Below are 25478 nucleotides of genomic sequence, written 5' to 3' on the forward strand. Positions count from 1 at the left end.
TTCCTGTTCCTGGTCCTGTGGGACGGGGTGGGGGGATGGAGGGAGGCGCGGTGGGCCCGGGTCAGCGGGACAGCGCCGTGCGCAGGGCCTCGTGGATCAGCTCGCAGCCGTAGCGGAGCACCTCGGGCTCCATGGTCAGAGCGGGCAGCAGCTTGAGGACCGCCTTGTCGCGGCCGGTCGACTCGACGATCAGGCCGCGCTCGAAGCACCAGCCGACCACGGAGTCAGCGGCCTGCCGACCGCCCGCGTGGGTCAGGTCGATGCCGATCGCGTGGCCCTCGCAGCGGACCTCGACGCCGGGCAGCGGGTGGCTCTCCCAGAAGGAGCGCAGCAGCTCGGCGCCGTCGCGGGCCTGGTCGAGGAAGGTCTGGCTCCGCCACAGGTCGAGCGCGCCGCAGGCGGCGACGAACGCCAGCTGGTTGCCGCGGAAGGTGCCCGGGTGGTCACCGGCCTGCCAGGAGTCGAGGCCCTCGCGGATGAGCAGGATCGACATCGGCAGGCCGAGGCCGCCGATCGACTTCGAGACGGTGATGAGGTCGGGGACGATCCCGGCCTGCTCGAAGGAGAAGAAGCCGCCGGTACGGCCGCAGCCGGCCTGGATCTCGTCGACGATCAGCACGATGCCGTACCGGTCGCAGATGTCCCGGAGCCGCCGCAGGTCCGCGTCGGGGATGCGGTAGACGCCGCCCTCCATCTGGACGACTTCGAGAATCACGGCCGCGGGGACGTCGACCCCGGAGAGGTCGTCGCCGAGGTACTGCTCCAGAAGGTCCATCGTCGGGAACGGGCCGCGCGGGCCGATCGGGAACGGCAGGTGGGTGACGTCGCCGAGGTGCGTCCCGGCCACCTTGCGCAGCGACAGGTCGGCGGTCGCGGCGAGGCTGCCGCGGCTGACGCCGTGGTAGGCGCCGGAGAAGGCGATGACCTGGGTCCTGCCGGTGTGCTTGCGGGCCAGCTTCAGCGCCGCCTCGACGGCGTCGGTGCCGGTGCTGCCGCAGAACTGGACCCGGTGGTTCAGGCCGCGCGGCTCCAGGATCTCCCGGGCGAAGCGGTCGAGGAACTCACGCTTGGCCGCCGTGTGGAAGTCGAGCGCGTGCAGCAGTCCGTCGCCCTCCAGGTGGGCGACGACCTGGCGCTTGATGTGCTCGTGGTTGTGGCCGTAGTTGAGGGCCCCCGCGCCGGAGAAGAAGTCGACGTACTGCGTGCCGTCCTCGGCGATCAGCGTGGTGCCGCGGGCCGAGGCGAGGAGCACGGGGAACGCGCGGCAGTAGGACCGGACGGCGGACTCCCGCGCCTCGAACACCTGGGTTTCGAGCACCCGGGCGGAGGCGGCTTCGAGCAGCTGGGGGGACGTGGTCTCGAACGCCTCGGTGGACGTCGTCAGATCTGCCAGGACCGTCATCGGGGGTCTCCAATCGGGAGGGGGGAGGTCGGGAGTACCTGGCCGACGGTGGCGGCAGGCGTACGGGCCACGGCGGCGAGCAGCGCGAGGTAGTCGTCGAGCAGCAGCCGTGCTTCGGCGTCGGTGACGCGGTCGCCGTAGTACGAGAGGGCGATACGGGGTTCGGCGTCGTCGGTGACGTCCAGGCGGAGGGCGTACTCGGTCTGGTTGCGGGTGCCGTCGCTCTCGGCGCCCCGCCGCACGCTCGCGGACTGCTGGGCGCGCAGTGCCGAGGACACCGGGTAGTTGGCGACGACGACGACCGAGTCGAACAGCGGTCCTTCGCCGGCGCCCATCCGCTGGAGGGTGCCGGTGGGCACCGAGGTGTGCTCGGCGCCCTCGACGCGGGCCAGCTGGAAGCGGTCGAACAGCGCGGTCAGGGTCTCGTCCCTGTCGACCTCCACCCGGACGGGCAGGGCGGCGATGAACAGGCCGACCGCGCGTTCCAGGCCGTCGACCGCCCGGTCACGGCCCGCCGAGACCACGCCGACCGTGACGTCGGAGCGATCGAGGCGTGCGGCGGCGAGCAGGGCCCAGCCCGCGCAGGCCAGCGTCGAGAAGGTGTGCCCGTCCCCGGCGGCCCGTGCGCGCAGGGCCTCGGCGACGGCCGGGTCCACCCGGTCGGCCACCCGGCTGAAGCGGGAAGAACCGAGCCGGCCCGGCTCGGCGGCGAGGCGGGACGGGAGCGCCCCGGCCAGCCGGTCCCGCCAGAAGGCGCTGTCGGCCTCGGGGTCGGTGTCCTCGGCGGCGTCGAGCGCGGGGACCGGCGGGAGGCCGGCGTCACGGCCTTCGAGGGCGGCGAGATAGAGCGCGAGGAGCTCGTCGAGGAGCACCAGGTTCGACCAGCCGTCGGCCAGGAGGTAGCTCTGGATCTGGCCGAGCCACCAGGTGGACGGGCCGCGCACCAGCCACACCCGCCACAGGGGCGGCTCGGACACGTCGAAGGGTGTGGCGCGTTCGGCTTCGAGGAGGGCGATCAGCTCGTCGGCGACCGCGTCCGGGGCGTGGTCGCTCCAGTCGAGGACCTCGATGACGGGGGCGAGCCGGTCGGCGACGACCGGCGTCCAGGTGCCCTCGCCGTCGCGCCGGAAGCCGGTGCGGAGGGCGGGGTGGCGGTCGGTGAGCCGGTGCCAGGCGTCCCGGAAGAGGTCGGGGTCGATCGCGAAGGGCAGCTCCGTCGTGGACTGCATCTGGTACAGGCCCGGCACCCAGGCGCTCTCCAGGACGTCGAGCATGTGGTGCTGGCCGGGCGTCACCGCGGGCTCGCCGGTCCTCGTCCGGCCCGCCGCGGCGGTGGTGGCCGAGGAGGAGGCCGGAGAGGCCTCGCCCTCGTCGACCGCCTTCGCGAGCGCCTCGATCGTCTGGTGGGCGAACACCATGCGCGGTGTCATCTCGATGCCCGCGCGGCGGGCGGCGCTCACCATGCGGATGACGGCGATGGAGTTGCCGCCGAGGGTGAAGAACCCGAGGTCGACGGGGACGTCCTCGCGGCCGAGCGCCTCGCGCCACAGCGTCACCAGGGCCCGCTCGGTGGCGGTGGCCGCGGCGCGCCCGGTGAGGACGGCGGCCGTGGGCGCCGGCAGCTCGCGCCGGTTGACCTTGCCGTTGTGGGTCAGCGGGAAGGACTCCATGCGCACGAAGGAGGCGGGCACCATGTGCTGGGGCAGCCGCGCCGACAGCTGCCGCTTGAGCTCGGCGTCGTCGGGGACCTCGCCGCCCGGGGGCGCCACCAGATAGGCCACCAGGGTCTTCGCGCCGTCGCGCGGGCCGTGCGCCGCGACCAGGCAGGAGCCGCCGCCGAGCACCTCCCGCAGGGCGGCCTCGATCTCGCCGGTCTCGACCCGGTAGCCGTTGATCTTGATCTGGAAGTCGATGCGCCCGAGGAGTTCGAGGTCACCGTCCGGCATCCAGCGGGCGCGGTCGCCCGTGCGGTACATCCGGGCCCCGGGCACCGGGCTGAACGGGTCGGGAAGGAAGCGCTCACCGGTCAGCCGGGCCCGGTTGTGGTAGCCCCAGCCGACCCCGACGCCGCCGAGGTACAGCTCGCCGGCCACGCCCACGGGCAGCGGCGAGAGCGCCGCGTCGAGGACGTAGGAGGTCTGGTTGGCCATCGGGGCGCCGTACGGGATGCTGCGCTGCTCCGGCAGGACCTCGCCGATCAGGTGGATCGTCGAGTCCATGGAGACCTCGGTGGCGCCGCCCATGCTGACCAGCTGCGCCGAGGGGATCAGCTGCGCGGCGCCCCGCTGCGGGAGCGCCAGCGGGATCCAGTCGCCGCCGAGCAGCACCAGCCGGATCGGCAGCCGGTCCCCGCCGCGTATCTCGCACTCCTCGACGAGGAGCCCGAACAGCGCCGGTACCGAGTGCCACACGGTGACGGACTCGCGCTCGATCGTCTCGATCCAGCGGTGCGGGGAGCGCTCGTCCTCGGGGGCGGGGAACACCACGGTCGCACCGGCCATGAGCGTGCCGAACACGTCGTACGCGCTCATGTCGAAGGCCAGCGCCGAGACGCCGAAGACCTTGTCGCCGGGGCCGACGAGGAAGCGCCGGTTGAAGTCGGTGAAGTTGTTGACGCGGCCCCGGTGGTCGAGCAGCACGCCCTTGGGCAGGCCGGTCGAGCCCGAGGTGTAGATCAGGTACAGCAGGTCGTCCGGGCGGACGTCGCACGCGGGCCGGGTCGCGGGGCGGGAGGCGGCGGAGGCGGGGTCGACGGCCGTGACGCCGTCGCCCGTGAGCCGCTCGTCACGGGTGACGACCAGGCGGGCGCCGGAGTCTTCCAGCATCCACTGGAGGCGCTCGGCCGGGTAGCCGGGGTCGAGCGGGACGTAGCCCGCGCCCGTCTTGGCGATGGCGAGCTGGGCGACGACCAGGTCGACGCCGCGCTCCAGGCAGACGCCGACGCGCTGGTGGCGGCCGCAGCCCTCCGCGAGGAGCAGATGGGCGAGCCGGTTGGCGCGGGCGTCGAGCTCGGCATAGCTGACGGCCTCGTCGCCGCAGGTGACGGCGGGGGCGTCGGGCTCCAGGTCGGCCCACTGCTCGAACAGTCCGTGCGCGGTGGCGTGGGCGGGGTACTCCTCGCCCGTACGGTTCCATTCGTCGACGACCAGCTCCCGCTCGGCCGGGGTGAGCAGATCGGCGTTGTCGACGTGGACGTCCGGGGTCTCGCACAGACCGGTGAGCAGTCGGCGGTAGTGGCCGAGGAGACGCTCGGCTGCGGCGGTGTCCAGCACCGACTCGTCGAACTCGAGCGACACCATGACCTCGTCGTCCGTCACCGCGCAGGACAGGTCGAGGGGGAACTTGGCGGTGCCGGAGTGCAGATGGGTGGGGGTCAGGGACAGGTCGCGCAGCCGCATCTCGTGGCCGGGGCCGTTGTTGAAGACGAACATGGCCTCGAACAGCGGGCTCTCGGCCAGGGTGCGCTGCGGGGCGACCTTGTCGACGAGCACGTCGAACGGGATCTGGTGGTCCTGTGCCCACAGCGACTCGCGGGTGATGCCGGCGAGGACGTCAGCGAGGCTGCCGCCGCCGGCGGACAGGTCGGCGACCACCGGGACGGTGTTCGCGAAGTAGCCGACGAGGCGCTCGGTCTGCCGGTTCCGGTTGGCCATGACCGTGCCGACGGCGAACCGGGAGGTGCCCGTGTACCGGTTGAGCAGCACCGCGAACGCGGTCAGCATCACGTTGAACACGGTCGTACGGTGCGCCTCCGCGGTGCGCTGGAGCTCGCGGCCGAACTGACCGTCCCACTGGCAGCGGATGCGCCGGCCGGTACGGGCCGTCCCGCGGTCGCCGTTCGGCGAGAGGCCCAGCGGCTGGGCCCAGGCCAGCTGCTCACGCCACTGCGCGACCAGCCGGCCGAAGTCCTCGGGCTCCTGGGCCCGCTCGTGGGCCGCCGCGTCGGCGTAGTCGACGCCGAGCGCGGGCAGCCGGGGCGAACGGCCCTCGCGGGCCGCGTCGTACAGCTCGGCGAGGTCCTCCAGGAGGACGCCCACCGACCAGGCGTCGGTCGCGATGTGGTGCACGACCAGTGCGAGGAGATGGTCGTCGGCGGCGATCCGGAACAGCCGTCCGTGCATCACGGGGCCGTCCTTCAGGTCGATCGGCCGGGCCGCCTCGCGCTGCGCGGCGGCCATCGCGGCCTCCTCGCTCCCGGTCTCCTCGACCGGCAGTGCCACCGGACCGGCCGCCAGGACCACCTGTTCGAGACCGCCGTCCGGGCGCTGCCGGTAGACGGTGCGCAGGACGGAGTGGCGGGCGGCGAGCCCGTCGAGCGCGGCCCGCAGCGCGGTGACGTCGAGCGCGCCGCGCAGCCGTACCCCGTAGGGGACGTTGTACAGCGGCCGGCCGTCCGCGAGGGACTCGGCGACCCACAGCTGCTCCTGGCCGCGGGAGAGGACGGCGGGCACGGCGGGGTCGCGGCGGCGGATGGTGCGCGCCGAGGCCCGCTGCCTGCCGCGGGCCAGCAGCAGTGAGGCCATCAGCTCCCGCTTGGCCGCGGACAGACCCTCGAAGGTCTCCCGCTCGGTGGCGGCTTCCCTGATCATGCGTCCCTCTCCTCGCCGGCCGCGAGCAGCTCGCGCGCCTGGTCGTCGGTGACTCTGTCGAGCAGCACCTCGAGTTCGAGGAGCTCGGCCTCGCTCAGTCCGGCCAGCTGGAGTTCCTCCAGGGCCTGTGCGACACCGCGCACGGTGGGCTGCTCGAAGACCGCGCGCAGCGGCAGTTCGATATCGGTCCGCGCGGCCAGTTCGGCCACCAGACGGGTGGCAAGCAGCGAGTGGCCGCCCAGGGTGAAGAAGTCGTCGAGCGCGCCGACGGCCGGGGTGCCGAGCAGTTCCTCGAACACCGAGGCCACGAGCCGTTCCGTCGGCCCCGACAGCTCCTCGAAGCGCCGGCGGACCCGCTCGACGGTCATGTCGTCCCGCTGGAGCGCGGTCCTGTCGACCTTGCCGTTCGGGGTGCGCGGCAGCCGGTCGGCGAAGACGTAGCCGGTGGGGACCATGTAGCGCGGCAGGCGGGTGCCGAGCGCGGCGGCCAGGACGGCCGGGTCGCGTTCGGCGCCGGCCACGCAGGCCACCAGGGTGGGTTCGCCGTCGCAGTCGCGCCGGACGACGGCGGCCTCCCGTACGGCGGGGAGCTCGCACAGCGCCGTCTCGACCTCGCCGGCCTCGATGCGGAAGCCGCGGATCTTCAGCTGGTCGTCGAGCCGTCCGAGGAACTCCAGCCGGCCGTCTCCGTGCAGCCTCACCCGGTCGCCGGTGCGGTAGAGCCGTGCGCCGGGGTCCGTGGCGTACGGGTCGGGGACGAACCGTTCCGCGGTGGCCCTCGGGTCACCGAGGTAGCCGCGGCCGACCACCGGGCCGCCGATGGCGAGCTCGCCCGGCACGCCGAACGGCACCCGCCGCCCTCCCGCGTCGAGGACGTGGGAGGTCACGCCGGCGACGGGACGGCCGAGCGGCACCGCCCGGTCGGTCGGCGGCGGGGTCGTGAGCACCGCGAGGTGGGTGTCGTCCGAGCACTCGGCGGGGCCGTAGGCGTTGACCATCGGGATCCCGGGGAAGCGGCGCAGCCAGTCCGCCGCGAGGTCCGGCGGCAGGGCCTCCCCGGTGGCGATCAGGAAGCGCAGGCTCGCCAGATCACCGTCCCCGGCGTGGTCGAGCAGGGCTCTGATCATGCCGGGCACCAGCTGGAGCACGCTGACCCGGCGCCGCCGGACGAGGGCGATCAGTGCCTCGGCGTCCCGGCTGGTGGCGTCGTCGCTGACCACGGTGGTCGCGCCGCGCATCACCGCGACGAGCATCTGCCAGACCGAGATGTCGAACGACTGGGAGGCGGTCTGGGCGATGACGTCGCCCGAGGACAGCTCCAGGTCGTGGGCCATCAGCTCCAGGTGGTTGAGCAGTCCGGCCTGTTCGATCTCCACGCCCTTCGGCTCACCGGTCGTACCGGAGGTGAAGATGACGTAGGCGCGCCGGGCGGGGTGCGCTCCCCGCGGGTCGAGCGGACGGTCCGAGACGGAGTCGTCGAGGACGAGGCGGGTGCCCCGGGCCTCGCCGAGCAGGGCGGCGACACGGGCCGACCGCTCGTCGTCGGTGACCGCGACGACCTCGCCGAGCCGGTCCAGGACGGAGGCCATCCGCCGGTCCGGTACGGCGGGGCTGACCGGCACGTAGGTGGCGCCGGCCGCGTCGCAGGCGAGGGCGGCGGCGATGTGCGCGGCCGAGCGGTCCGCGCACACCACCACGGCCGGTTCGGGGCCGGAAGCCGCCGTCGTGAGCCGTTCGGCGAGCGCCGCGACCCGGTCGCGCAGTTCGCGGTACGTCCAGACGGTGTCGCCCTCGACGACGGCGGGGGCGTCCGGGGTCCGCCGCGCCCAGTGCGCGAGGGCCTCGGTCGTGGTCATCGGCGTGAAGGCCGGCGGTCCCGCGCTCAGGGCGTCCTGGGCCGCGGCCTCCGTCTCCGGGCGGAGTTCGAGGTCGGCCACGGTCCGCTCCGGGCCGGCGGCGATGCTGCCGAGCAGGGCCTCGAAGTGGTCGAGGAGCGTCCGGCCGGTCTCCTCGTCGAAGAGGTCGGCGTTGAGCTCCAGGGTGGCGTGCAGGCCGTCCTTCTCCTCGGCCAGGTCGAGGCTGAGGTCGAACTTGGCGGTACCGGCCGGGGCGTGCAGCCGCTCCAGCCTGAGGTCGCCGAGGTCGATCTCCGAGTAGGGCGCGTTGTGCAGGGTGAACATGACCTGGAACAGCGGGCTGGTGCTCAGGTCCCGGCTCGGCTGGAGGGCGTCCACCACGCGGTCGAAGGGGACGTCCTGGTTGGCGTAGGCGGCCAGGGTGGTGGCCCGGACGCGTTCGAGGAGCTCGGTGAACGTCTCCTCGGAGGAGAGCGTGTTGCGGAAGACGATCGTGTTCACGAAGAACCCGACCACGTCCTCGATCTCGACCGAGCGGGTCCCCACCGGGGTGGCGACCGCGATGTCGGCGGCGCCGCTGTAGCGGTGCAGTTGGCAGTTGAACGCCGCGAGCAGCGTCATGAACAGGGTCGCGTTGTGCTCGCGGCCCACCTGCCGTACCCCGCCGACGAGTTCGGCGTCGAGCACCCGGCGGACCGTCAGGCCCCGGTTGGTCATCGCCGCGGGCCTCGGCCGCTGCGCCGGGAACTCCAGGACGGGCGCCGGCTTCGCCAGCGTCTCGCACCAGAAGTCCAGCTGCGCCTGGTGGTCGCCGCCCTCGACGCGGTCGCGCTGCCAGCTCGACCAGTCGGCGTACTGCACCTCCAGATCCGGCAGGGGGGAGGCGGTGCCCTGACGGCGTGCCTGGTACAGGGCCGCGAAGTCACGGACCACGATCTGCAGGCCCCAGCCGTCGGCGACGACGTGGTGCACGGTGAGGACGAAGACGTGGTCCTCGTCGGAGAGCCGGATCAGGGTCGCCTGCTCCAGCGGGGCCTCCGCCAGGTCGAAGCGGTGCCGCGCGGCCTCGTCGACGAGCTCCGGCCAGCGCCGCTCGGCCGTCTCCGCCGGCTCGCCGCTCAGGTCGACGAGCGTGAGCGGCATGGTGACCTCACCGGCCGGCTCGACGATCTGGCTGACCCGGCCGCCGTCCATGACGAGCCGGGTGCGCAGCACCTCGTGCCGGGCGACCAGCTCGTCCAGGGTGGCGGCGAGGGCGTCGGTGTCGAGCGGGCCGCGCATACGGACGACGGTGGGGCTGTTGTAGGCCCCGGTGTCGCCCTCCAGCTGGTCGAGGAACCAGAGCCGTTCCTGGCCGTAGGAGGCGGGCAGCGGGCCGGTGCGGGGCAGGGCGACGACGGGCTCGGTGGTGCTCGCGCCGCCGGCGACGCCGTCGATGTGCGCGGCGAGGTCCCGTACGGTCTGCTTCTCGAAGAGCGTCCGCAGCGCGATGTCGCAGCCGAACACCCGGCGGATCCGCGACACGACCTGGGTGGCCATGAGGGAGTGCCCGCCGAGGTTGAAGAAGTTGTCCTCGGGGCCCACCCTGGGCGCGCCGAGCACCTCCTGCCACAGGCCGGCCACCAGTTCCTCGGTGGGGGACAGCGGCGCGCGCGGGCCGTCCTCGTGGGCGCCGCTCGCCGAGGAGGGCTCGGGCAGCGCCGCCCGGTCGATCTTGCGGTTCGGGGTCAGCGGGAAGGCGTCGAGGGCGACGACGAACGCCGGGACCATGTAGTCGGGGAGCTGCCCGCGGACGAAGGCCTTCACCTCGTTGCCGACGGCCCTGGTGCCGGGGCGCGACACCACGTAGGCGACGAGGGCGTTCTCGCCGCTCGCGTCGGTACGCGCCATGACCAGGGCGTCCTGGACATCCGGCGCGGCGCAGATCACGTGCTGCACCTCGTCGGTCTCGACGCGGTAGCCGCGGATCTTGACCTGGTTGTCGGCGCGGCCGAGCGGGGTGACGGAGCCGTCGGGCAGATGGCGGCCGAGGTCACCGGTGCGGTACATGCGGTCGCCGTCGGAGTCGCCGAACGGGTTGCGCACGAACTTGGCGGCGGTGAGCTGCTCGTCGTGGGCGTAACCGAGCGAGAGGTGCGGGGAGCGGATGACGATCTCTCCCGGCTCGCCGACACCGGCCTGCCGGCCTGCCTCGTCGAGGACGAGGAGCTGGACGTCCTTCATCCCGCGGCCGAGGGGGTACGTGACCCCCGGGTCGGTGTCGGCGACACCGTCGGCCGCCGGCACCACGTGGTAGCCGACCGCGCGCTGCGTCTCGGTCGAGCCGTACAGGTTGACGCAGGTCGCCGAGCCCGCCATCCGGGTGATGGCCCGTACGTCACGGCTGGTCAGCGTGTCTCCGAGGAAGAACACCCGCTCCAGGAGCGGCAGCGTGCCCGGAGCCACCGACAGCTGGTCGAAGAGCCGCGCCATCGGGGGCGTCATGTGGCTGACCGAGACCTGCGCGGTGCGGAACCACTGCGCGAGCCGGCCCGGGGTCTCCACGTCGAGGCGGTCGGGCACACAGATCGTGGCGCCCGTGACCAGCGGCGTGAACACCTCACGGTGCAGCGGGTCGTGGCTGATGCCGGAGAGCAGGCTGTAGCGGTCGGTCTCGCGCAGCCCGAACGTCTCCACCATCCACGGCACGAAGTGGGTCAGGGACCCGTGCCCGCCCCTGATGCCCTTCGGCTTGCCGGTGGAACCCGAGGTGAACGCGATGTACGCGCAGTCCCCCGGCCCCACCTCGACCGCGGCGGCCGGCTCCGCGCCCTGCGGCACCAGGTGCCGGGCGTCCGCCAGCCTCGACGGCAGTTCGAAGCGGCAGCGCAGCGACGCCTCCTGGAGCGCGGTGTCCACCGCGAGCGGCACGGCCCCCGCGCCCTCCAGCTGGAGGAAGGCGCTCGGGCGGGCCACCGCGAGACAGTCGGCGATGCGGTCCGCCGGATAGCTCGGGTCGAGGATGGCGAACGAGGCGCCGGCGCGCAGCACCGACAGGATCGCCCAGACCAGCGAGGCACTGCGCTCGCCGTAGATGGCGACCACATCGCCCTTGGCGACGCCCTGCTGGTTCAGGAGCCCCGACATGGCGGCCGTCGCCCAGGCCAGGTCGCCGTAGGTGAGCTCCTGGCCCGGCTCGCTGATCGCGATCCGCCCCGGCTCACGGGCGGCCCGCCGCTCGAACTGCTCGACCACCGACCCGTACCAGGTCGTGTCGAGCGGCGCGGCCGGGTCGGGCAGCGCCCGGCGGGCCAGCGGAGTGTCCAGCCGCAGCGAGTCGATGGGGCTGCCGCTGTCCGCGACCGCCTGCTCGATGACCCTGATCCACTGGGCGAGCAGCTCGTCCACCGTCGCCTCGTCGAAGCGGTCGGCGGCGTACATCAGGTCGAGCGAGAGACCGTCCCGCGCGGGGTCGACGTAGAAGGTCAGGTCGAACTTCGCGCCCAGGTCGGGGACGGCGAAGGTGTCGACCGTGAGTCCCGGGAGCTCGGCCCGGTGCGGCGGGATGTTCAGCAGGTTCAGATAGACCTGGAACAGCGGTGTGGTGCTCAGGTCCCGCTCGGGGGCGAGCGTGCCGACCAGCGTCTCGAACGGCACGTCCTGGTGCTCGTACGCGTCGAGCGTGGTGGTCCTGACCCGGTCGAGGAGCTCGGCGAAGGTCGGGTCGCCCGACAGGTCGGCCCGCAGCACCAGCGAGTTGATGAAGAAGCCGATGAGGTCCTCCACCTCGCGGTGCCGGCGGCCCGCGATGGGCACGCCGATCGCGAAGTCCCGCTGGCCCGCGAGGCGCCCGAGGGTGAGCTGGAGGGTCGCCGCGAGCACCATGAACAGCGTGGCCCCGGACTCGGCGGCGAGCCGCTCCATCGCCTCGCGCAGCTCCGGCGTGACGGTCGCCCGCACCCGGTGGCCCCCGGAGGCCGCGGGCTCGGAGGCGCCGCGCGAGACCGGCAGGGTGAGCGCCGGCAGCGCGTCGAGCTGCTCGCTCCAGTACGCCACGGAGGCGTCGAGGCCGCCCGAGTCGAGCTGGTGGCGCTGCCAGCGGGAGAACTGCTCGTAGGTGACCTGCAGCGGGGGCAGCGGGGCGGCCGGCTCGTGGCCGGTCTCCTCGGCGTAGAAGTGCGTGAGGTCCCTCTTGAGGATCTCCATCGACCAGCCGTCGCCGACGATGTGGTGCAGCGTCAGGACGAGGACGGCGTCGTCGTCACCGAGCCGGAGCAGCCGGACCCGGAGCAGCGGGCCGGTCGCCAGGTCCATCGGCTCCGCCGCCTCGCGTGCCACCAGGGCGAGGGCCTCGGAGACCCGCTCCTCGGCGGTCACACCGGTCAGCTCGGTGACCGACAGCGTGACGTCGGCGCGCTCCCGGACGGTCTGCGTCAGCGTGCCCTCGTGGTGGGCGACCGCCGTGCGCAGTGTGGTGTGCCGGTCCACGAGGCGGGTGACGGCCCGCTGGAGGGCGGCCTCGTCGAGCCCGCCGGTGAGCCGGATCGCGCCGGCCAGGTGGTAGCGGCCCGTGGAGGTGTTCCGGCCGGAGCCGTTCTCGATCTCCTCCAGGAGCCACAGCCGCTCCTGCATCACCGACAGCGGCGCGTCGCCGCCGCCGGAGGGGTGGGACGCGATCCCGCCGGAGGTGTCCCGGGCGGCCGCGGCGTCGCACAGCGCGGCGTAATCGCGGAGCACGGGCGCCTCGAACAGGGCCCGCAGCGGGACCTCGCGGCCCAGCTCCTCGCTCACCTGCGAGGTGATCACGGTCGCGAGCAGGGAGTGGCCGCCGACGGTGAAGAAGTCGTCGCCCGCGCCGACCACGTCGACGCCGAGGACCTGCGCCCAGACCCGGGCGACGGTCCGCTCGGTCTCCGTCTCCGGTTCGGCGAAGTCGGTGTGCGCGAAGTCGGCGCGGCGCGGGCGGCCGAGGCGGTTCGGGTCGATCTTGCCGCCGGGCAGCCGCGGCAGCTCACCGCGGACCACGAAGGCGGCCGGGACCATGTGCGGCGGCAGACCGTCCGCGCACAGCTTCGCGAGCGCCCGCGGGGTCAGTTCCGGGTCCGCGGACTCGACATGGGCCACGAGGACCCCGTCGACGCCCCGCACCACGGCCTGGGTCACGCCGTCCACGGCCAGCAGCACCGACTCGATCTCGGCCGGCTCGATCCGGTAGCCGCGCAGCTTGATCTGGCTGTCCCGACGGCCGCGGTAGTCCAGGGTCCCGTCGGCGCGCAGCCGGACGAGGTCGCCCGTGCGGTACATCCGGGCGCCGGGGTCGGCGGAGAACGGGTCGGGCAGGAAGTGGGCGGCGGTCAGACCGGGCCGGCCGTGGTAGCCGAGGGCCAGGCCCGCGCCGCCGACGTACAGCTCGCCGACCGCGCCGGCGACCACCGGCCGCAGCTCGGCATCGAGGACGTACGCCGTCCCGCCCGGCAGCACCGCGCCGAGCGAGGCGGGGCGCCCCGGCTCGCAGGCGGCGGCCGTGATGACGACGGTGCACTCGGTGGGGCCGTACGCGTTGACGAAGCGCCGGCCCGGCTGCCACTGCTCGACGAGCTCGGCGCGGCAGGCCTCACCGCCCGACACCAGGGTGGTGAGCAGCGGCAGTTCCCGTACGGGCAGGGACGCGATCACCGACGGCGGCAGCAGGCACACGGTGATCGCGCGCTCGGCGAGGACGTCGGCGAGGGCCTCGCCGACCAGGGCGTGGTCACGGCTCGCGACGACCAGGGTGCCGCCCGCGGCGAGCGTGGAGAAGATCTCCCAGACGGAGGCGTCGAAGCTGAGGCTCGCGAACTGGAGCATGCGCGCGTCGGCGTCGATCCCGAAGACCCGCGCCTGGGTGGCCGTGAGGTTGGCGAGCGCGCGGTGGGAGACGAGCACGCCCTTGGGCCGGCCGGTGGAGCCCGAGGTGTACAGGAGGTACGCGGGCGCGTCCGGGTCCGCCTGCGGCAGCGCGACCGTCTCGTCGGGCGTCTCGCGCAGCGCCTCCTCCACGAGGTCGCGGGTCACCAGACCGCGCGCCCCCGAGTCGGCCAGCATGAACTCCTTGCGCTCCGCCGGGTAGGCGGGGTCGACCGGCAGGTACGCCGCTCCGCAGCGCTGCGCCGCGAGGACGGCGACGACCGCCTCGACGGACGGCTCGACCGCCACGGCGACGACGTCCCCGGGACGTACGGCGAAGGTCCGGGCGATCACCCGGGCGACCCGGTCGACCCGGGTGCGCAGCTCGCCGTAGGTCAGCGCGCTGTCCGCGCCCTCCAGGGCGAGGGCGTCCGGGCGGCTTTCGGCCACCCGCTCGAACTGCGCCCAGAAGGTGTCGGGACGCTGTCCGTCCTCCGCCTCGGCCGGCCAGCGGTCCAGGGCCGACACCGCCGAGGGGGTCTCGACGCGCTCGTCGGGCCGCCGCGCCATCGCGCGGGCCGTCTCGCCGAACAGCCGGGCGACGAGCCGCGCGGTCTCGGGCCGGAACAGGTCCGAGTTGAACTCCAGCCAGCCCGTCAGCGGGCCGCCGTCGTCGGTGATCTCGAAGGTCAGGTCGGTCTTGGCGGTGCCGGTGTACAGCGGCGCCGTCTCGACCCGCAGACCGGGCAGGGCCGGTGCGGGCAGCGCGCCGCTGCGGACGTCGAGGATCGCCTGGAAGAGCGGGCTGCGGCTGGGGTCGCGGTCCTGGCCGCTCGCCTCCACGATCGCGGAGAACGGGACCCAGTGGTACGGCATCGCCTCGAGCGTGGTGGCCCGGACACGGTCGACGAGGTCGCGGCCCGTGGCACCGGCCGGCGCCTCGAAGCAGAGCGGGACGGTGTTCACGAAGAAGCCGACGACATCGTCGTACGCGCCGTCCCCGGTGCGGTTGGCGTCGGGCACGCCGAGCACCACGCGGTCCTGGCCGGTCAGCCGGGAGAGCGCCGAGGACACGCACGCGGCGAGCGTCATGAAGACCGTGGCCCGCTGGTCACGGGCGAGCGAGCGCAGCAGGTCGGAGTCGGCCTGGCCGAGCGTCAGCGGCACGCGCTCGCCGTCGAAGGTCTGCACCGCGGGCCGGGGCCGGTCGAGGGGCAGGTCGAGGGCGAGCGGGGCACCACCGAGGTGCCCGGTCCAGAACTCCAGGCCGCGCCTGCCCTCCGCCGACTCCAGGCGGGCGGTCTCGTCGGCCGCCCAGCGGGCGTACTCGTGGACGACCGCGGGCGGTTCGCCGTGCCCGGCGCCCGCGCCCTGCGCGTACAGATCGGCCAGCTCACCGGCGATGATCTCCATGGAGCGGCCGTCGGAGACGATGTGGTGGAAGGCGAGGAGCAGGGCGTGCTCGTCGGGCCCGAACGCGACCAGGGCGGCGCGCATCAGCGGCGGCCGGTCCAGCGCGAAGAGCTGCCGGGCGTGACCGGCCGCGAGTCCGGCCAGTTCCGCCTCGCGCCGCGCGGGGGTGACCGAGGTCCGGTCGATGACCTCGAAGGGGCAGGTGAGGCCGGTGTGCACGAAGGGCACGGGCCGGCCGCCCTCGTCCGTGAAGCCGGTACGCAGCGCGGGGTGCCGCTCGACGATCGCGTCGAGCGCGCCGCGCAGGACGTCCTGGTCGAGCTCCCCGTACAGCCGCAGGACACCCGGCACGACGTAGGCGCGGGAACCCGGGGCGAACTTCTCCAGGAACCACAGCCGGCGCTGGCCGAGCGACAGGGCGGGGCCGGCCTCGGTCGGCGCGGGGGCCGCCTCGGCGCCGGCGGGTTCCGCGGCGACGAGTTCGGCGATCCGCGCCGCCTGGGCGCGTACGGTCACCGACTCGAAGAACATCCGAAGCGGCGGCTGGACGCCGAACTCCCGGCGTACCCGGGTGTTGAGGTCAGCCGCGCGCAGCGAGTGCCCGCCGAGCGCGAAGAAGTCCTCGTCGGGACCGACCCCGGCGACTTCGAGCACCTCGCACCAGATCGCCGCGAGCCTGCTCTCCAGGGGCGTCATGTCGGCCGCCCCGGCCGAGCGGGACGCGTCGAGGGCGAGCTCGCGCAGCGCGTGCGCGTCCACCTTGCCGTTCGAGGTGAGCGGGATCCGGTCGAGGACGAGCAGCCGGCTCGGGACCATGTAGCTGGGCAGCTCACGGTGGAGCCAGTCGCGGAGTCCCTCGACGCCGACGCCTTCACCGGTGACGGCGGCGATCAGCTCCGTCTCGCCCGTGCCGCGGGAGGCGACCACGGCCGCCTCGGCGACCTCGGGGTGGCGCCGCAGCGCCACGTCGACCTCGCCGAGCTCGATGCGGTAGCCGCGTACCTTCACCTGCTGGTCGGCGCGGCCGACGTAGCGCAGCTCGCCGTCGGCGGACCGGCGCACCAGGTCGCCGGTGGCGTACAGGCGCCGGCCCGGCCCGGTCGCGAACGGGTCGGGGACGAACCGCTCGGCGGTCTTGCGGGGCGCCGACGCGTAGCCGCGTCCGACACCGACGCCGCCGATGTACGCCTCCCCCACGACGCCGTCGGCGACGGGCCGCAGCCCGGCGTCGAGGACGTGGATCACCGCGTCCGTCATGTCGGCGCCGATGGACACGTCACGGGCGCGGGAGACCTGCCCCGACTCGGGGCCGAGGTGGGCGACGGTCGAGCACACCGTGGTCTCGGTGGTGCCCCAGCGGTTGTACAGCTCGACGTGGCCGCGGTCGGCCGCGAACCACTGCGCGAGCTTGTCGGGGTGCGCGGCCTCGCCGCCGATGAGGATCGAGCGGAGCGCCGGCGGCACCCGCACACCGGTCTCCAGGGCGGTGACGAGGACGTGGAAGAAGGCCGTGGGGATGTCGACGAGAGTGAGTCGCTGCTCCTCGCACCAGGCCCAGAACCGCTCCGGCGAGCCCAGTACCGACTCGTCGCGCAGCACGAGCGCCGCGCCCCGGGTCCAGGCGGAGAAGATCTCCTCGAGGCAGGGGTCGAAGGTGAGCGGCGCGAACTGCAGCACCCGGTCGCCCTCCTCGACGTCGAAGGCGTCGAGGAAGGACAGCAGGTAGCTGAGGAGCGACCGGTGCTCGATCTGCACGCCCTTGGGGCGGCCGGTCGAGCCGGAGGTGAAGATGACGTACGCCAGGTTGTCGCCGGTGACGGCGAGCGCCGGGCGGTCCTCGGGAAGGCCGGTGCCGGGCTCCTCGTCGACGCGGGCCGCGGTGCCGAGGGAGCCCGCGAGCTCCGCTGTCGCGGCGTGGCAGAGGATCCGGGCGCAGCGCGCGTCGCCGACCATGTCGGCGAGACGGGGCTGTGGAAGCGTCGGGTCCAGCGGGACGAACGCGGCCCCGGACTTCATCACGGCGAGCATCGCGACGATCAGCTCGGGGGAGCGCTCCAGGCAGAGACCGATGGTGTCCTCGGGCCCGAGGCCGTCCTGCCGGAGGCGGTGCGCGAGCCGGTTCGCCGCGCTCTCCACCTGGGCGTACGTCAGCTCCACGGCGCCGGCCGTGAGGGCGACGGCGCCGGGGGTGCGGTCGGCGGTCGCCTCGAACAGTTCGTGCACGGAGGTGACGCCCGGCAGGGTGCGGGCGGGGACGTCGGCGCGGCTGAGGGACTCGGTCGCGCCGGCGAGCCGCAGCGCGGAGACCGGGGCGTCACGGTGGACGACGATCTGCCGGAGCAGCTCCAGGAACTGCTGTCCCAGCTGTCCGGCCAGCGCCTCGTCGAAGCGGTCCGCGCGGACCAGCATGTGGGCGAGGAGTCCGCCGTCGGCCGGAACGGCGTGCAGGGTGATGTCGAACTGGGTGGCGAGCTCGCCCGCCGGGAACGGCTCGATCGTGAGGTCGCCGAGGACCGCGCGGTCGCGGCCGGCGCCGAAGAGCACCGAGGTGACGTCGTCGGCGATCGCGTTGTGCGGCCGCTCGAAGACGACGGCCGTGTTGATCGCGGCCGAGGTGTTGCCCTGGGCGCGGAGCAGCTCGACGAGCCGGCTGACCGGGAAGTGCTGGTGGCCGAGCGACTGCCGCAACTGCTGCCCGGTGCTGCGGATCAGCTCCGTGACGCTCGCGTGGGCGCCGGGCTCGGCGCGTACCGGCAGGGTGTTGGCGAAGTAGCCGAGGGTGTTGCGGAAACGTGCCTGCGGGCGGCCGGCCGTGGTGGCGCCGACGACGAAGTCCCGGGCGCCGCTGTGCGCCGCGACGAGGACCTCGAACGCCGCCATCAGGACCGAGAACACCGTCGTACCGCTGTCACCGGCGAGCCGCTCCAGGTCGGCGAGCAGCTCGGCGTCCACCGTCACCCGGTGGCTCGCGATGCCCTTCTCCGGCTGCGGACGCTCCCGTACCGGAAGCGTCGGCGCCTGGACGTCACCGGACAGCAGGTCGAGCCAGTACCGCTCGTCGGCCTGCCACTGCGGCGAGCGCTCGTAGTCCTGCTGCCAGCGGACGAACTCCTCGTAGCCGACGGCCGCCGGGAGGTCCGGCGTGCGCCCGCGCAGCAGATCGCCGTAGACCGTGGTCAGCTCGTCGAGGAGGGTCACCACCGACCAGAAGTCCGTGATGGCGTGGTGCTGCGCCAGGACCAGGACCGGCGCGCCGCAGCCGGTGAACAGACTCGCGCGGGCGACGTCGCCGCCCTCGATGTCGAAGGGCGCGAGGGCGCAGGCGTCGACCCGGGCCCGGAGCACCGGCTCCGCCTCGCCCGTCAGGTCGACGACATCGAGCTCGAACGGGACGCTCGGGTCGATCAGCTGCGCCCGCCGGCCGCCGTCGACGTCGAAGCGGGAGGTCAGGACGGGGTGGCGGGTGCCGAGGTGACGGACGGCCGCGGACAGCGCCCCGATGTCGACCGGCTCGTGCAGCCGGACCGCGACCGAGACGTTCTGCCGGCAGTCCGGGCCTTCGAGGTCCCGCATGAACAGCAGGGACCGCTGACCCGCGGACAGCGGCACGGCGCCACCGCGCGGTCCGGACTCCTGTCGTACGGGCGTCTCGGGGGCGGTGCGCATCCGCTCCTCGACGGCCGTGGCCACCTCGCGCAGGCTCGTCGGCTGGAGCAGCAGGCCCGGGTCGGTGACGACACCGAGCTCCTCCTCGATCCGGAACGCGAGGTCGACGGCGGCGAGGGAGTCGAGGTCGAGCTCGGCGACCATGGTGGCGGGCGCGTCGCCCTCACCCCGGCCGAACAGGCTCAGGGCGCGCTCGATCGCGTCGACGCGCTCCTCGCGGGAGAGGGCGAGCAGCTCGGGGCGCGAGGGGAGCGTGAGCTGCCGCCGCTCGCCGCGTGCCGGGGCGGACGCGGAGCGGCGGTACAGCTCGCCCTCGACCTGACCAGCGGTGTACGCCGTCCGGCCGGCCAGGCGCTGGATCTTGCCGCTGGACGTCTTCGCCAGGCTGCGGGCGCCGAGCAGGACCACGTCGAACAGGACGATGCCGTGCTCGCTCTGAACGGCCGCGGCCATCGCGTCGGCGATCCGGGGGAGTTCCTCGTCGGGCGTGCCGACGGCGACCTCGTGCAGGACCACGCACTCCTCGCCGTCCGCGGTCTCCACCGAGAACGCCGCGCCACAGCCGGGGCGGGCCCACGAGGACGCCGCGACGGCGGTCTCCTCCAGGTCGTGGGCGTAGAGGTTGCGGCCGCGTACGACCATCATCTCCTTGAGACGGCCGGTGACATGGATCTGGCCGTCCAGGACGAACCCGAGGTCGCCGGTGCGCAGGTAGGGCTTCGGGTCGTCGCCGAGCAGGGCGCCGAAGGACGCCTCGGTCGCGGCCTCGTCCTCCCAGTAGCCGGAGGCCACGGAGGTGCCGCGCACCCACAGCTCGCCCACCGTGCCGGCAGCGGCGCGCGCGCCCGACTCCGGGTCGACGACCGCGAGTTCGTGGCCCGCCGCCACCAGACCGGAGGAGACCAGGAGGTCGCCGTCCGCACGCGGTTCGGCGCGGCCCTGCTCCAGGGCCGCGCGGTCGAGACGGGTGGTGTGGGCGCCGTTTCCGCGCCCGCTGCCCGCCACGAACAGGGTCGCCTCGGCGAGGCCGTAGCAGGGGAGCAGCGCGGACCTGTCGAAGCCGCTGGGCGCGAACGCCTCGGCGAAGCGCTCCAGGGTGCGGTGACGCACCGGCTCTGCGCCGCAGAAGGCGACCCGCCAGGACGACAGGTCGAGGGCCTCCCGCTCGGCGGGGGTGCTCTTGTTGACGCAGAGGTCGAAGGCGAAGTTCGGGCCGCCGCTGACGGTCGCGCCGCGCGTGGCGATGGCCTCGAGCCAGCGCATGGGCCTGCGCATGAACTCGAGCGGCGACATCAGGACGTTGGACAGGCCGGACAGCATCGGCTGCAGCACACCGCCCAGCAGACCCATGTCGTGGTAAAAGGGCAGCCACGAGGCGACGACGTCACCCTCGCCGAGACCGAAGCCGCCGGCGATCGCGGCGCCGTTGGACAGCAGGTTCCCGTGGGTCACCACGACACCGCGGGGGGTGCCGGTCGAGCCGGAGGTGTACTGGAGCAGGGCCACCGATCCGGGCGTCAGGTCCGGGTGGCGCCAGTCGTCGGCGCCCTCCAGCATCGCGTCCTCGGTCACCACCCAGGGCAGCCGGGCCACCTCGGGCGCCTGCTGCTCGAACAGTTCACGGGTGAAGGCCTGGACGAGGCTGTCCGAGAGGACGATCTCGGCACGGGAGCTCCGCACCACCGCGCGCAGCCGGGGCAGCGTACGGGCGATCCGCATCGGGTCCGGCGGGTACACGGGGACGGCGACCATGCCGGCGTAGAGCGTGGCCACGAATCCCACGACGAAGAGTTCACCGGGGGGATACAGGAGCATGACCCGCGCACCCGGTTTCGCCCGTTCGAGGAGCGAGACGGCTGTCGCCCGCGCACGCCTGTCGATCTCGAGCATGCTGAGCTCGGTGTCGACGCCGCCGGCGTCGGCGAGGAATGCGTAGCTGAGACCGGCGCCGCGCTCGGAGACATTGCGGCGGATGACATCGACGACAGAATTGTTTGCGTACATAGACCGTTCTCGCATCGGCGTGGAGTTCTGGGGCCCGGACGGGGGTGCCTGAGGGCACACGGCGGGGCGGGCCGGCGGCATGGGAGTGCCGGCCCGCCGGGGAACCGCGGTCAGTAGCCGGCGACCGGCCGGCGGTGGCAGATCGCGCGGATCCGCTCCTGGACGCGTGCCCGCAGCGCGGGATCGAGCGCGTACGTGGTGTTCGACGTGTTCTCCGTGGCGGTCAGCACCTCGTGGACGAGGTCCGCGACCTCCGCGACGTCACCGAGGTCGAAACCGCGGGCCGCCATGCTGTTGCTGCCGAAACGCACGCCCGAGGTCACCATCGCGGAGTGCGAGTCGCCGACGATCCGGTTCTTGTTGACGAGAACACCGCACTGCTCCAACGCCTTCTCGGCGTTGACACCCGTGACGCCGTACGAGGCGAGGACGTCGGCCACCACGATGTGGTTGTCGGTGCCGCCGGAGATGAGCCGCACCCCGCGGCCCGAGAGCTGCTCGGCGAGCCCGGCCGCGAGGTCACGCACCCGGTGGATCCTGGCCGTGAACTCCGGGGTGGTCGCGGCCCCGAGGGCGTACGCCTTGGCGGCGATGCTGTTCACCACGGGCGCGCCCTGGATCAGCGGGAAGAGACCGCTCTGCAGCGTCTGCCGGAGCGTGCGTCCGGTCGGGAGGACCAGGTCGGCCGAGTCGCCGAGCAGGATCAGACCGCCGCGCGGACCGTAGAGCTGCTTGTGCGTGCAGGTGGTCACCACATGGGCGTGGGCCAGCGGCGACGGGTGGAGCCCGGCCACCACCAGGCCGGCGATGTGGGTGATGTCGGCGAGGAGGTACGCCCCCACCTCGTCGGCGATGGCGCGGAACGCGGCCCAGTCGAGCGTGCGCGGGTAGGCCGTGGTGCCCGCGACGATCAGACGCGGCCGGTGGCGCAGGGCCTGGGCCCGGACCTCCGCGTAGTCGATCAGACCGTCGGCCCCGAGGCCGTAGCTGTGCGCGTCGAAGATCCGGCCCGAGATGTTGACCGAGGCGCCGTGGCTGAGGTGGCCGCCCGCGTCCAGGTCGAGCCCCAGGATCGGGTCACCCGGCTTCAGCAGGGAGTTCATGACGACCTGGTTGGCGGTGCTCGCCGAGTGGGGCTGGACGTTGGCGTAGCGGGCGCCGAAGGCCTGCTTGGCGCGCTCGACCGCGAGCTCCTCGACCTTGTCGACGTTCACACAGCCGGCGTGGAACCTGCGGCCCGGGTAGCCCTCGGCCGTGACGTTCGCGAAGAAGCTGCCCTCGGCGAGCAGAGCCGCGGGCGTCACCGGGCTGCACGAGGCGACCAGGGCGAGGGTCTCGCTCTGCCGGCGGAGCTCGTCGTCGAGCAGCCCGTACAGGGCCGGGTCCCCGAGCTCCATGGAGTGCAGGGCGTTTTCGTAGAAGGACGACAGCGGAGCGGTCGGAGCGGTGAGCGTGGGCAGACCGACGGCGTGGGTCATGGAGTCGCGTCCAAACTGTGAGAGCGGCGGTCGACAGGTGGGGGGTACGGGGGCGGGGCGACAGGTTCGGGGAGGTGCTTCGGGCGCGGGGGCCGCGGTGCGGGCGGGGGAGTGCGGGGGCCGGAGCCGAGGGGGTGCGGGGGCCGGAGCCGAGGGGGTGCGGCCGGTCAGAAGTTCGGCGTCGAGAGCATCGCCGCGACCTTGCGGTCCGGGTCCTCGAAGCCGCGCCGGCCGTGCATCACGCGCTTGTTGTCGATCATGACGATGTCGCCGGCCTCCCACTGGAGGTCGACCCGCACCTGCTCGGTGGCGTCGAGCGCGTCCCAGCGGACGTGCTGCGGAATGGTCGACCCGTCCTCGAAGGACACGAGCGCGCCGGAGCCCAGGTAGCTGTTGCACAGCGTGGGCGCGTCCACATAGGGCGCCCGCGGGACTGCGGACACGGTCCACTTCCAGTTGAGGTTCCCGGCGTCGTCGAAGTCGTACGCGAAGTCGTCGAACGTGGCGAACAGCGCTTCGAGCTCCGCGCGGTCGGCCGTGCCGAACACGCGCTCCTGGTGCTCGGGGGCGGTCGGGAACGGAAGGCGCCAGGTCAGCCGGAGCCTGTCGAACAGCTCGCGGGTCTCCGTGGCGAGCCGCTTGTACGCCTCGACTCCGTCGTAGACCGTCGTCTCACCGTCCTCGTCGGCCGGCCGCACGCAGTAGAACCACTGGAGGCCCGGGTGGAGCGGGCAGTAGCTCATCTCGGAGTGCGCCGGAATGGGATTCCGGTGCGCGTCGACAAGGAGCACGGCGCCGTCGTCGGAAATCGTCTCGCGGTTGGGGTTCTGGTGGAAGAAGAGCTTCGACGAGAACTTCTGCACCAGGGCGCGGAAATCGTCGGCGGTGGCCCCGAAGCCACGGAACATCAGCGTGCCGTGCTCCTTGAAGAGCTCGGCGATCTCGGCGTGCGGAAGTTCGGCGAGGGGAAGGTCCGCGCTCTCGATCACCAGACCGTGGTGATCGGAAAGGGGAGCGGTTTTGAAGGGGGTATTCGCCATGAGAATTCCTTGTGAGGAGAGGCCCTGACTTTCGATCACGACGGCGACGTTAGAGGGGCGTCAAGTCGGCGGGCAATATCGGGACGCTGGACGGATCCGGTCAATGCCGGAGGCGTGCAATTCCGTCCAAGGGGTGGACAGTTCAATGTCCCCTAAACAGGTGTCACGGCTTTCGGGGGCGTGTGTTCGGACCGTCCCGCCGCGAACATGGGAGGCCGACCGGTACATGCGGTCCCTCCCCCGTCCGGCAGTGGAAGGCAATGCGGTGAAGGATGACCTCGGGCTCGGCGCCGTACGTGGCCGGCTGGCGGAGATCTGGTGCGAGGCCCTCGCCGTGGACCACGTCGAGGACGGCACGGACTTCTTCGCCGTGGGCGGCCGCTCCCTGCTCGCGGTCCAGGTCACCGCACGGGCCGCCGACGTCTTCGGCGTCGAGGTGAGAAGCAGCGACCTGGCCGTCGACGCCTCCTTCGGAGCCATGGTGGAGCGCGTCACGAAAGCCCTGCCCTCGACCACGGGGAGCGCACGTGCTGCTTGACGCGCCCCCGGCCGTACCGGTGCTCGGGCCCGCCGACTGCCACATCTGGTGGACCGATCCGGCCACCGTCACCGACGACTGCCTCGCCCTGCTCGACGGGGTCGAACAGGAGCGGATCCCCCAGCTGCGCAGGACGGAGGACCGCCGGCGGTTCATCGCCGGCCGGGCCCTGCTCCGTACCGCCGCGGCCGGCTACCTCGGCCTGCCGCCCCGTCACATCGAGGTCGTCGCCCGCTGCCCCGACTGCTCACGGAACCACGGCAAGCCCGAACTGCCGGGCACCGGGCTCCAGGTGTCGGTCTCCCACTCGGGCGACCGGGTGGGCGTCGCCGTCACCCGGGCCGGTGCCGTCGGGATCGACGTGGAGGAGATCAGCACGGCGGTCTCCCCCGCCGAACTGCTCCCCCATGTCATCGGGCCGCTGGAACCCCGCACCCCCGCCCACGCCACCGCGAGCGGCTTCCACCGGATGTGGACCCGGAAGGAGGCGGTGCTCAAGGCGACGGGTCTGGGGCTTCGGGTGCCGCTGTCCGAGATCGGGGTGTCGGCCCCGGACGAGGAGCCGCGGGTGCTGTTCCTCGGAGGCCCGGCGGCCAGGCCGGCCGAGGACTTCGTCCTGGCCGACCTGGAGGCCGGCGGTGGCTGCGCGGCCGCTGTCGCGGTGATCGGCGGCGGGGCGCCGGTGTTCACCGCGTACTCCCGGAGCCGTCCCTCGGCCGCCGCCTTCAGCGCGGGGCCGCCGCGGACTCCGGGGACCGGGCGCTGAGCGGCCTCATGTCCGTCCACACCTGCTCGATGTGGTCGAGGCACTGCTGCCGGTCGCCGCGGAACCCGTCCGGCTCCCAGCCGGCCGGCGGCTCGCGGTCGGCGGGCCAGAGCGAGTACTGCAGTTCGTGATTGCGGACCACGAGCTGGGTGCCGATGCCTTCGGACGTCATGTCTCCACCTGCTGTCGTTGTCTGGGTTCGAGGGGCGCGGACGGGCCGCGCGGGGCGGTGAGGGCGGCACGGACCAGCTGTGCCTTGTTGTGCGCGCCGAGCTTGGAGCGGATGCGCTTCACGTACGTGTCGACCGTGTGCTGACTGATGCCGATCCTCCGGGCCGCCTGGTCGTGGGTGCAGCCCTCGACGAGATGCCTGAGCACCTCGCGCTCCCGCGGGGAGAGCGTGGCGACACCCTGGCGTGCGGCGGTGCCGGCACCGGCCGGAGCCGGTCCGGGACCGGCCACGCGCCGGATGGCGTCCACGAGGAGCAGCGGCGCGTCGTCGAACGGATGCGTCTCACCGGCGGTCCGCTCGGCGCTCCGCTCGGCTGTCCTCTCGGCTGTCAGCAGGACTGTCCGGGCGGCGGGCACTCCGGCCGTCCCCCGCGGAGGCTCCGGCAGTTCGTCGAGCAGGCCCCGGTCGAGGACCAGGCAGTCGACGGTGCCGGCGGCCACCGCGAAGGGGGTGCTCGTGGCGAACGCGACGTGGATGTCGTCCTCCGCTTCGAGCAGATGGCGGATGCCCAGCAGCGCGAGCTGGTTCCGGACGAAGATCCCGGCACGCGTCATGTCGACTCCCCGTCTTCGCTGGTTCCGGTCCGCTCCGGCTGTACGGCGCCAATCTCCCCGAAGGCCGCACGGGCG

Annotated in this window: 9 protein-coding genes; 2 read left to right on the plus strand and 7 right to left on the minus strand. The window is 73.4% G+C overall.

Going from position 1 to position 25478, the window contains the following annotated elements; genetic code table 11:
- Positions 1-61 precede the first annotated feature (61 nt).
- From ACFVYX_RS05960 to ACFVYX_RS05980, 5 genes are all read right to left on the minus strand, one after another.
- Complete coding sequence (locus tag ACFVYX_RS05960) at positions 62-1402, minus strand: diaminobutyrate--2-oxoglutarate transaminase (RefSeq protein ID WP_389680118.1); 1341 nt, start codon at positions 1400-1402, stop codon at positions 62-64.
- Positions 1399-5991: an amino acid adenylation domain-containing protein gene (locus tag ACFVYX_RS05965; RefSeq protein ID WP_389680119.1), complete on the minus strand. Its 4593-nt coding sequence runs from the start codon at positions 5989-5991 to the stop codon at positions 1399-1401. The genes ACFVYX_RS05960 and ACFVYX_RS05965 overlap by 4 nt, the downstream gene beginning before the upstream one ends.
- On the minus strand, positions 5988-20795 hold the full coding sequence (locus ACFVYX_RS05970; protein ID WP_389680120.1) for an amino acid adenylation domain-containing protein: 14808 nt from the start codon (positions 20793-20795) through the stop codon (positions 5988-5990). Before ACFVYX_RS05970 ends, ACFVYX_RS05965 begins: the two co-directional genes overlap by 4 nt.
- A gap of 110 nt (positions 20796-20905) precedes the next feature.
- Positions 20906-22273 carry a serine hydroxymethyltransferase gene (glyA, locus tag ACFVYX_RS05975; RefSeq protein WP_389680121.1) on the minus strand — a complete coding sequence of 456 codons (1368 nt, stop codon included), beginning with the start codon at positions 22271-22273 and terminating at the stop codon, positions 20906-20908.
- Between the two features lie 167 nt (positions 22274-22440).
- Positions 22441-23313, minus strand: a complete 873-nt coding sequence (locus ACFVYX_RS05980; protein WP_389680122.1) for a TauD/TfdA family dioxygenase — start codon at positions 23311-23313, stop codon at positions 22441-22443.
- Positions 23314-23578: 265 nt separating this feature from the next.
- On the opposite strand from ACFVYX_RS05980, the gene ACFVYX_RS05985 reads away from it, so the two are divergent.
- Together ACFVYX_RS05985 and ACFVYX_RS05990 are read left to right on the plus strand one after the other, a co-directional pair.
- A complete protein-coding gene (locus ACFVYX_RS05985; RefSeq protein WP_389680123.1) occupies positions 23579-23851 on the plus strand; it encodes a phosphopantetheine-binding protein in 273 nt (90 codons plus the stop codon).
- The gene (locus ACFVYX_RS05990) at positions 23841-24617 is read left to right on the plus strand and encodes a 4'-phosphopantetheinyl transferase family protein (protein WP_389680125.1); all 777 of its coding nucleotides are present in this window, start codon (positions 23841-23843) and stop codon (positions 24615-24617) included. The genes ACFVYX_RS05985 and ACFVYX_RS05990 overlap by 11 nt, the downstream gene beginning before the upstream one ends.
- Here the strand turns inward: ACFVYX_RS05990 and ACFVYX_RS05995 are convergent.
- Together ACFVYX_RS05995 and ACFVYX_RS06000 are read right to left on the minus strand one after the other, a co-directional pair.
- On the minus strand, positions 24577-24789 hold the full coding sequence (locus ACFVYX_RS05995; RefSeq protein ID WP_389680126.1) for an MbtH family protein: 213 nt from the start codon (positions 24787-24789) through the stop codon (positions 24577-24579). The two genes, ACFVYX_RS05990 and ACFVYX_RS05995, sit on opposite strands and share 41 nt — an antisense overlap.
- Positions 24786-25403 (minus strand): response regulator transcription factor, encoded by a 618-nt coding sequence (locus tag ACFVYX_RS06000; protein ID WP_389680127.1) that lies wholly within the window; start codon positions 25401-25403, stop codon positions 24786-24788. The genes ACFVYX_RS05995 and ACFVYX_RS06000 overlap by 4 nt, the downstream gene beginning before the upstream one ends.
- Between the last annotated feature and the right edge of the window lie 75 nt (positions 25404-25478).

The organism is Streptomyces sp. NPDC058326 (assembly GCF_042879855.1).
GTDB lineage: Bacteria > Actinomycetota > Actinomycetes > Streptomycetales > Streptomycetaceae > Streptomyces.

Coding starts and splice junctions, on each gene's coding strand:
- ACFVYX_RS05960 (WP_389680118.1), bottom strand. CDS start 1,402: ATGACGGTCCTGGCAGATCTGACGACGTCCACCGAGGCGTTCGAGACC.
- ACFVYX_RS05965 (WP_389680119.1), bottom strand. CDS start 5,991: ATGATCAGGGAAGCCGCCACCGAGCGGGAGACCTTCGAGGGTCTGTCC.
- ACFVYX_RS05970 (WP_389680120.1), bottom strand. CDS start 20,795: ATGTACGCAAACAATTCTGTCGTCGATGTCATCCGCCGCAATGTCTCC.
- glyA (WP_389680121.1), bottom strand. CDS start 22,273: ATGACCCACGCCGTCGGTCTGCCCACGCTCACCGCTCCGACCGCTCCG.
- ACFVYX_RS05980 (WP_389680122.1), bottom strand. CDS start 23,313: ATGGCGAATACCCCCTTCAAAACCGCTCCCCTTTCCGATCACCACGGT.
- ACFVYX_RS05995 (WP_389680126.1), bottom strand. CDS start 24,789: ATGACGTCCGAAGGCATCGGCACCCAGCTCGTGGTCCGCAATCACGAA.
- ACFVYX_RS06000 (WP_389680127.1), bottom strand. CDS start 25,403: ATGACGCGTGCCGGGATCTTCGTCCGGAACCAGCTCGCGCTGCTGGGC.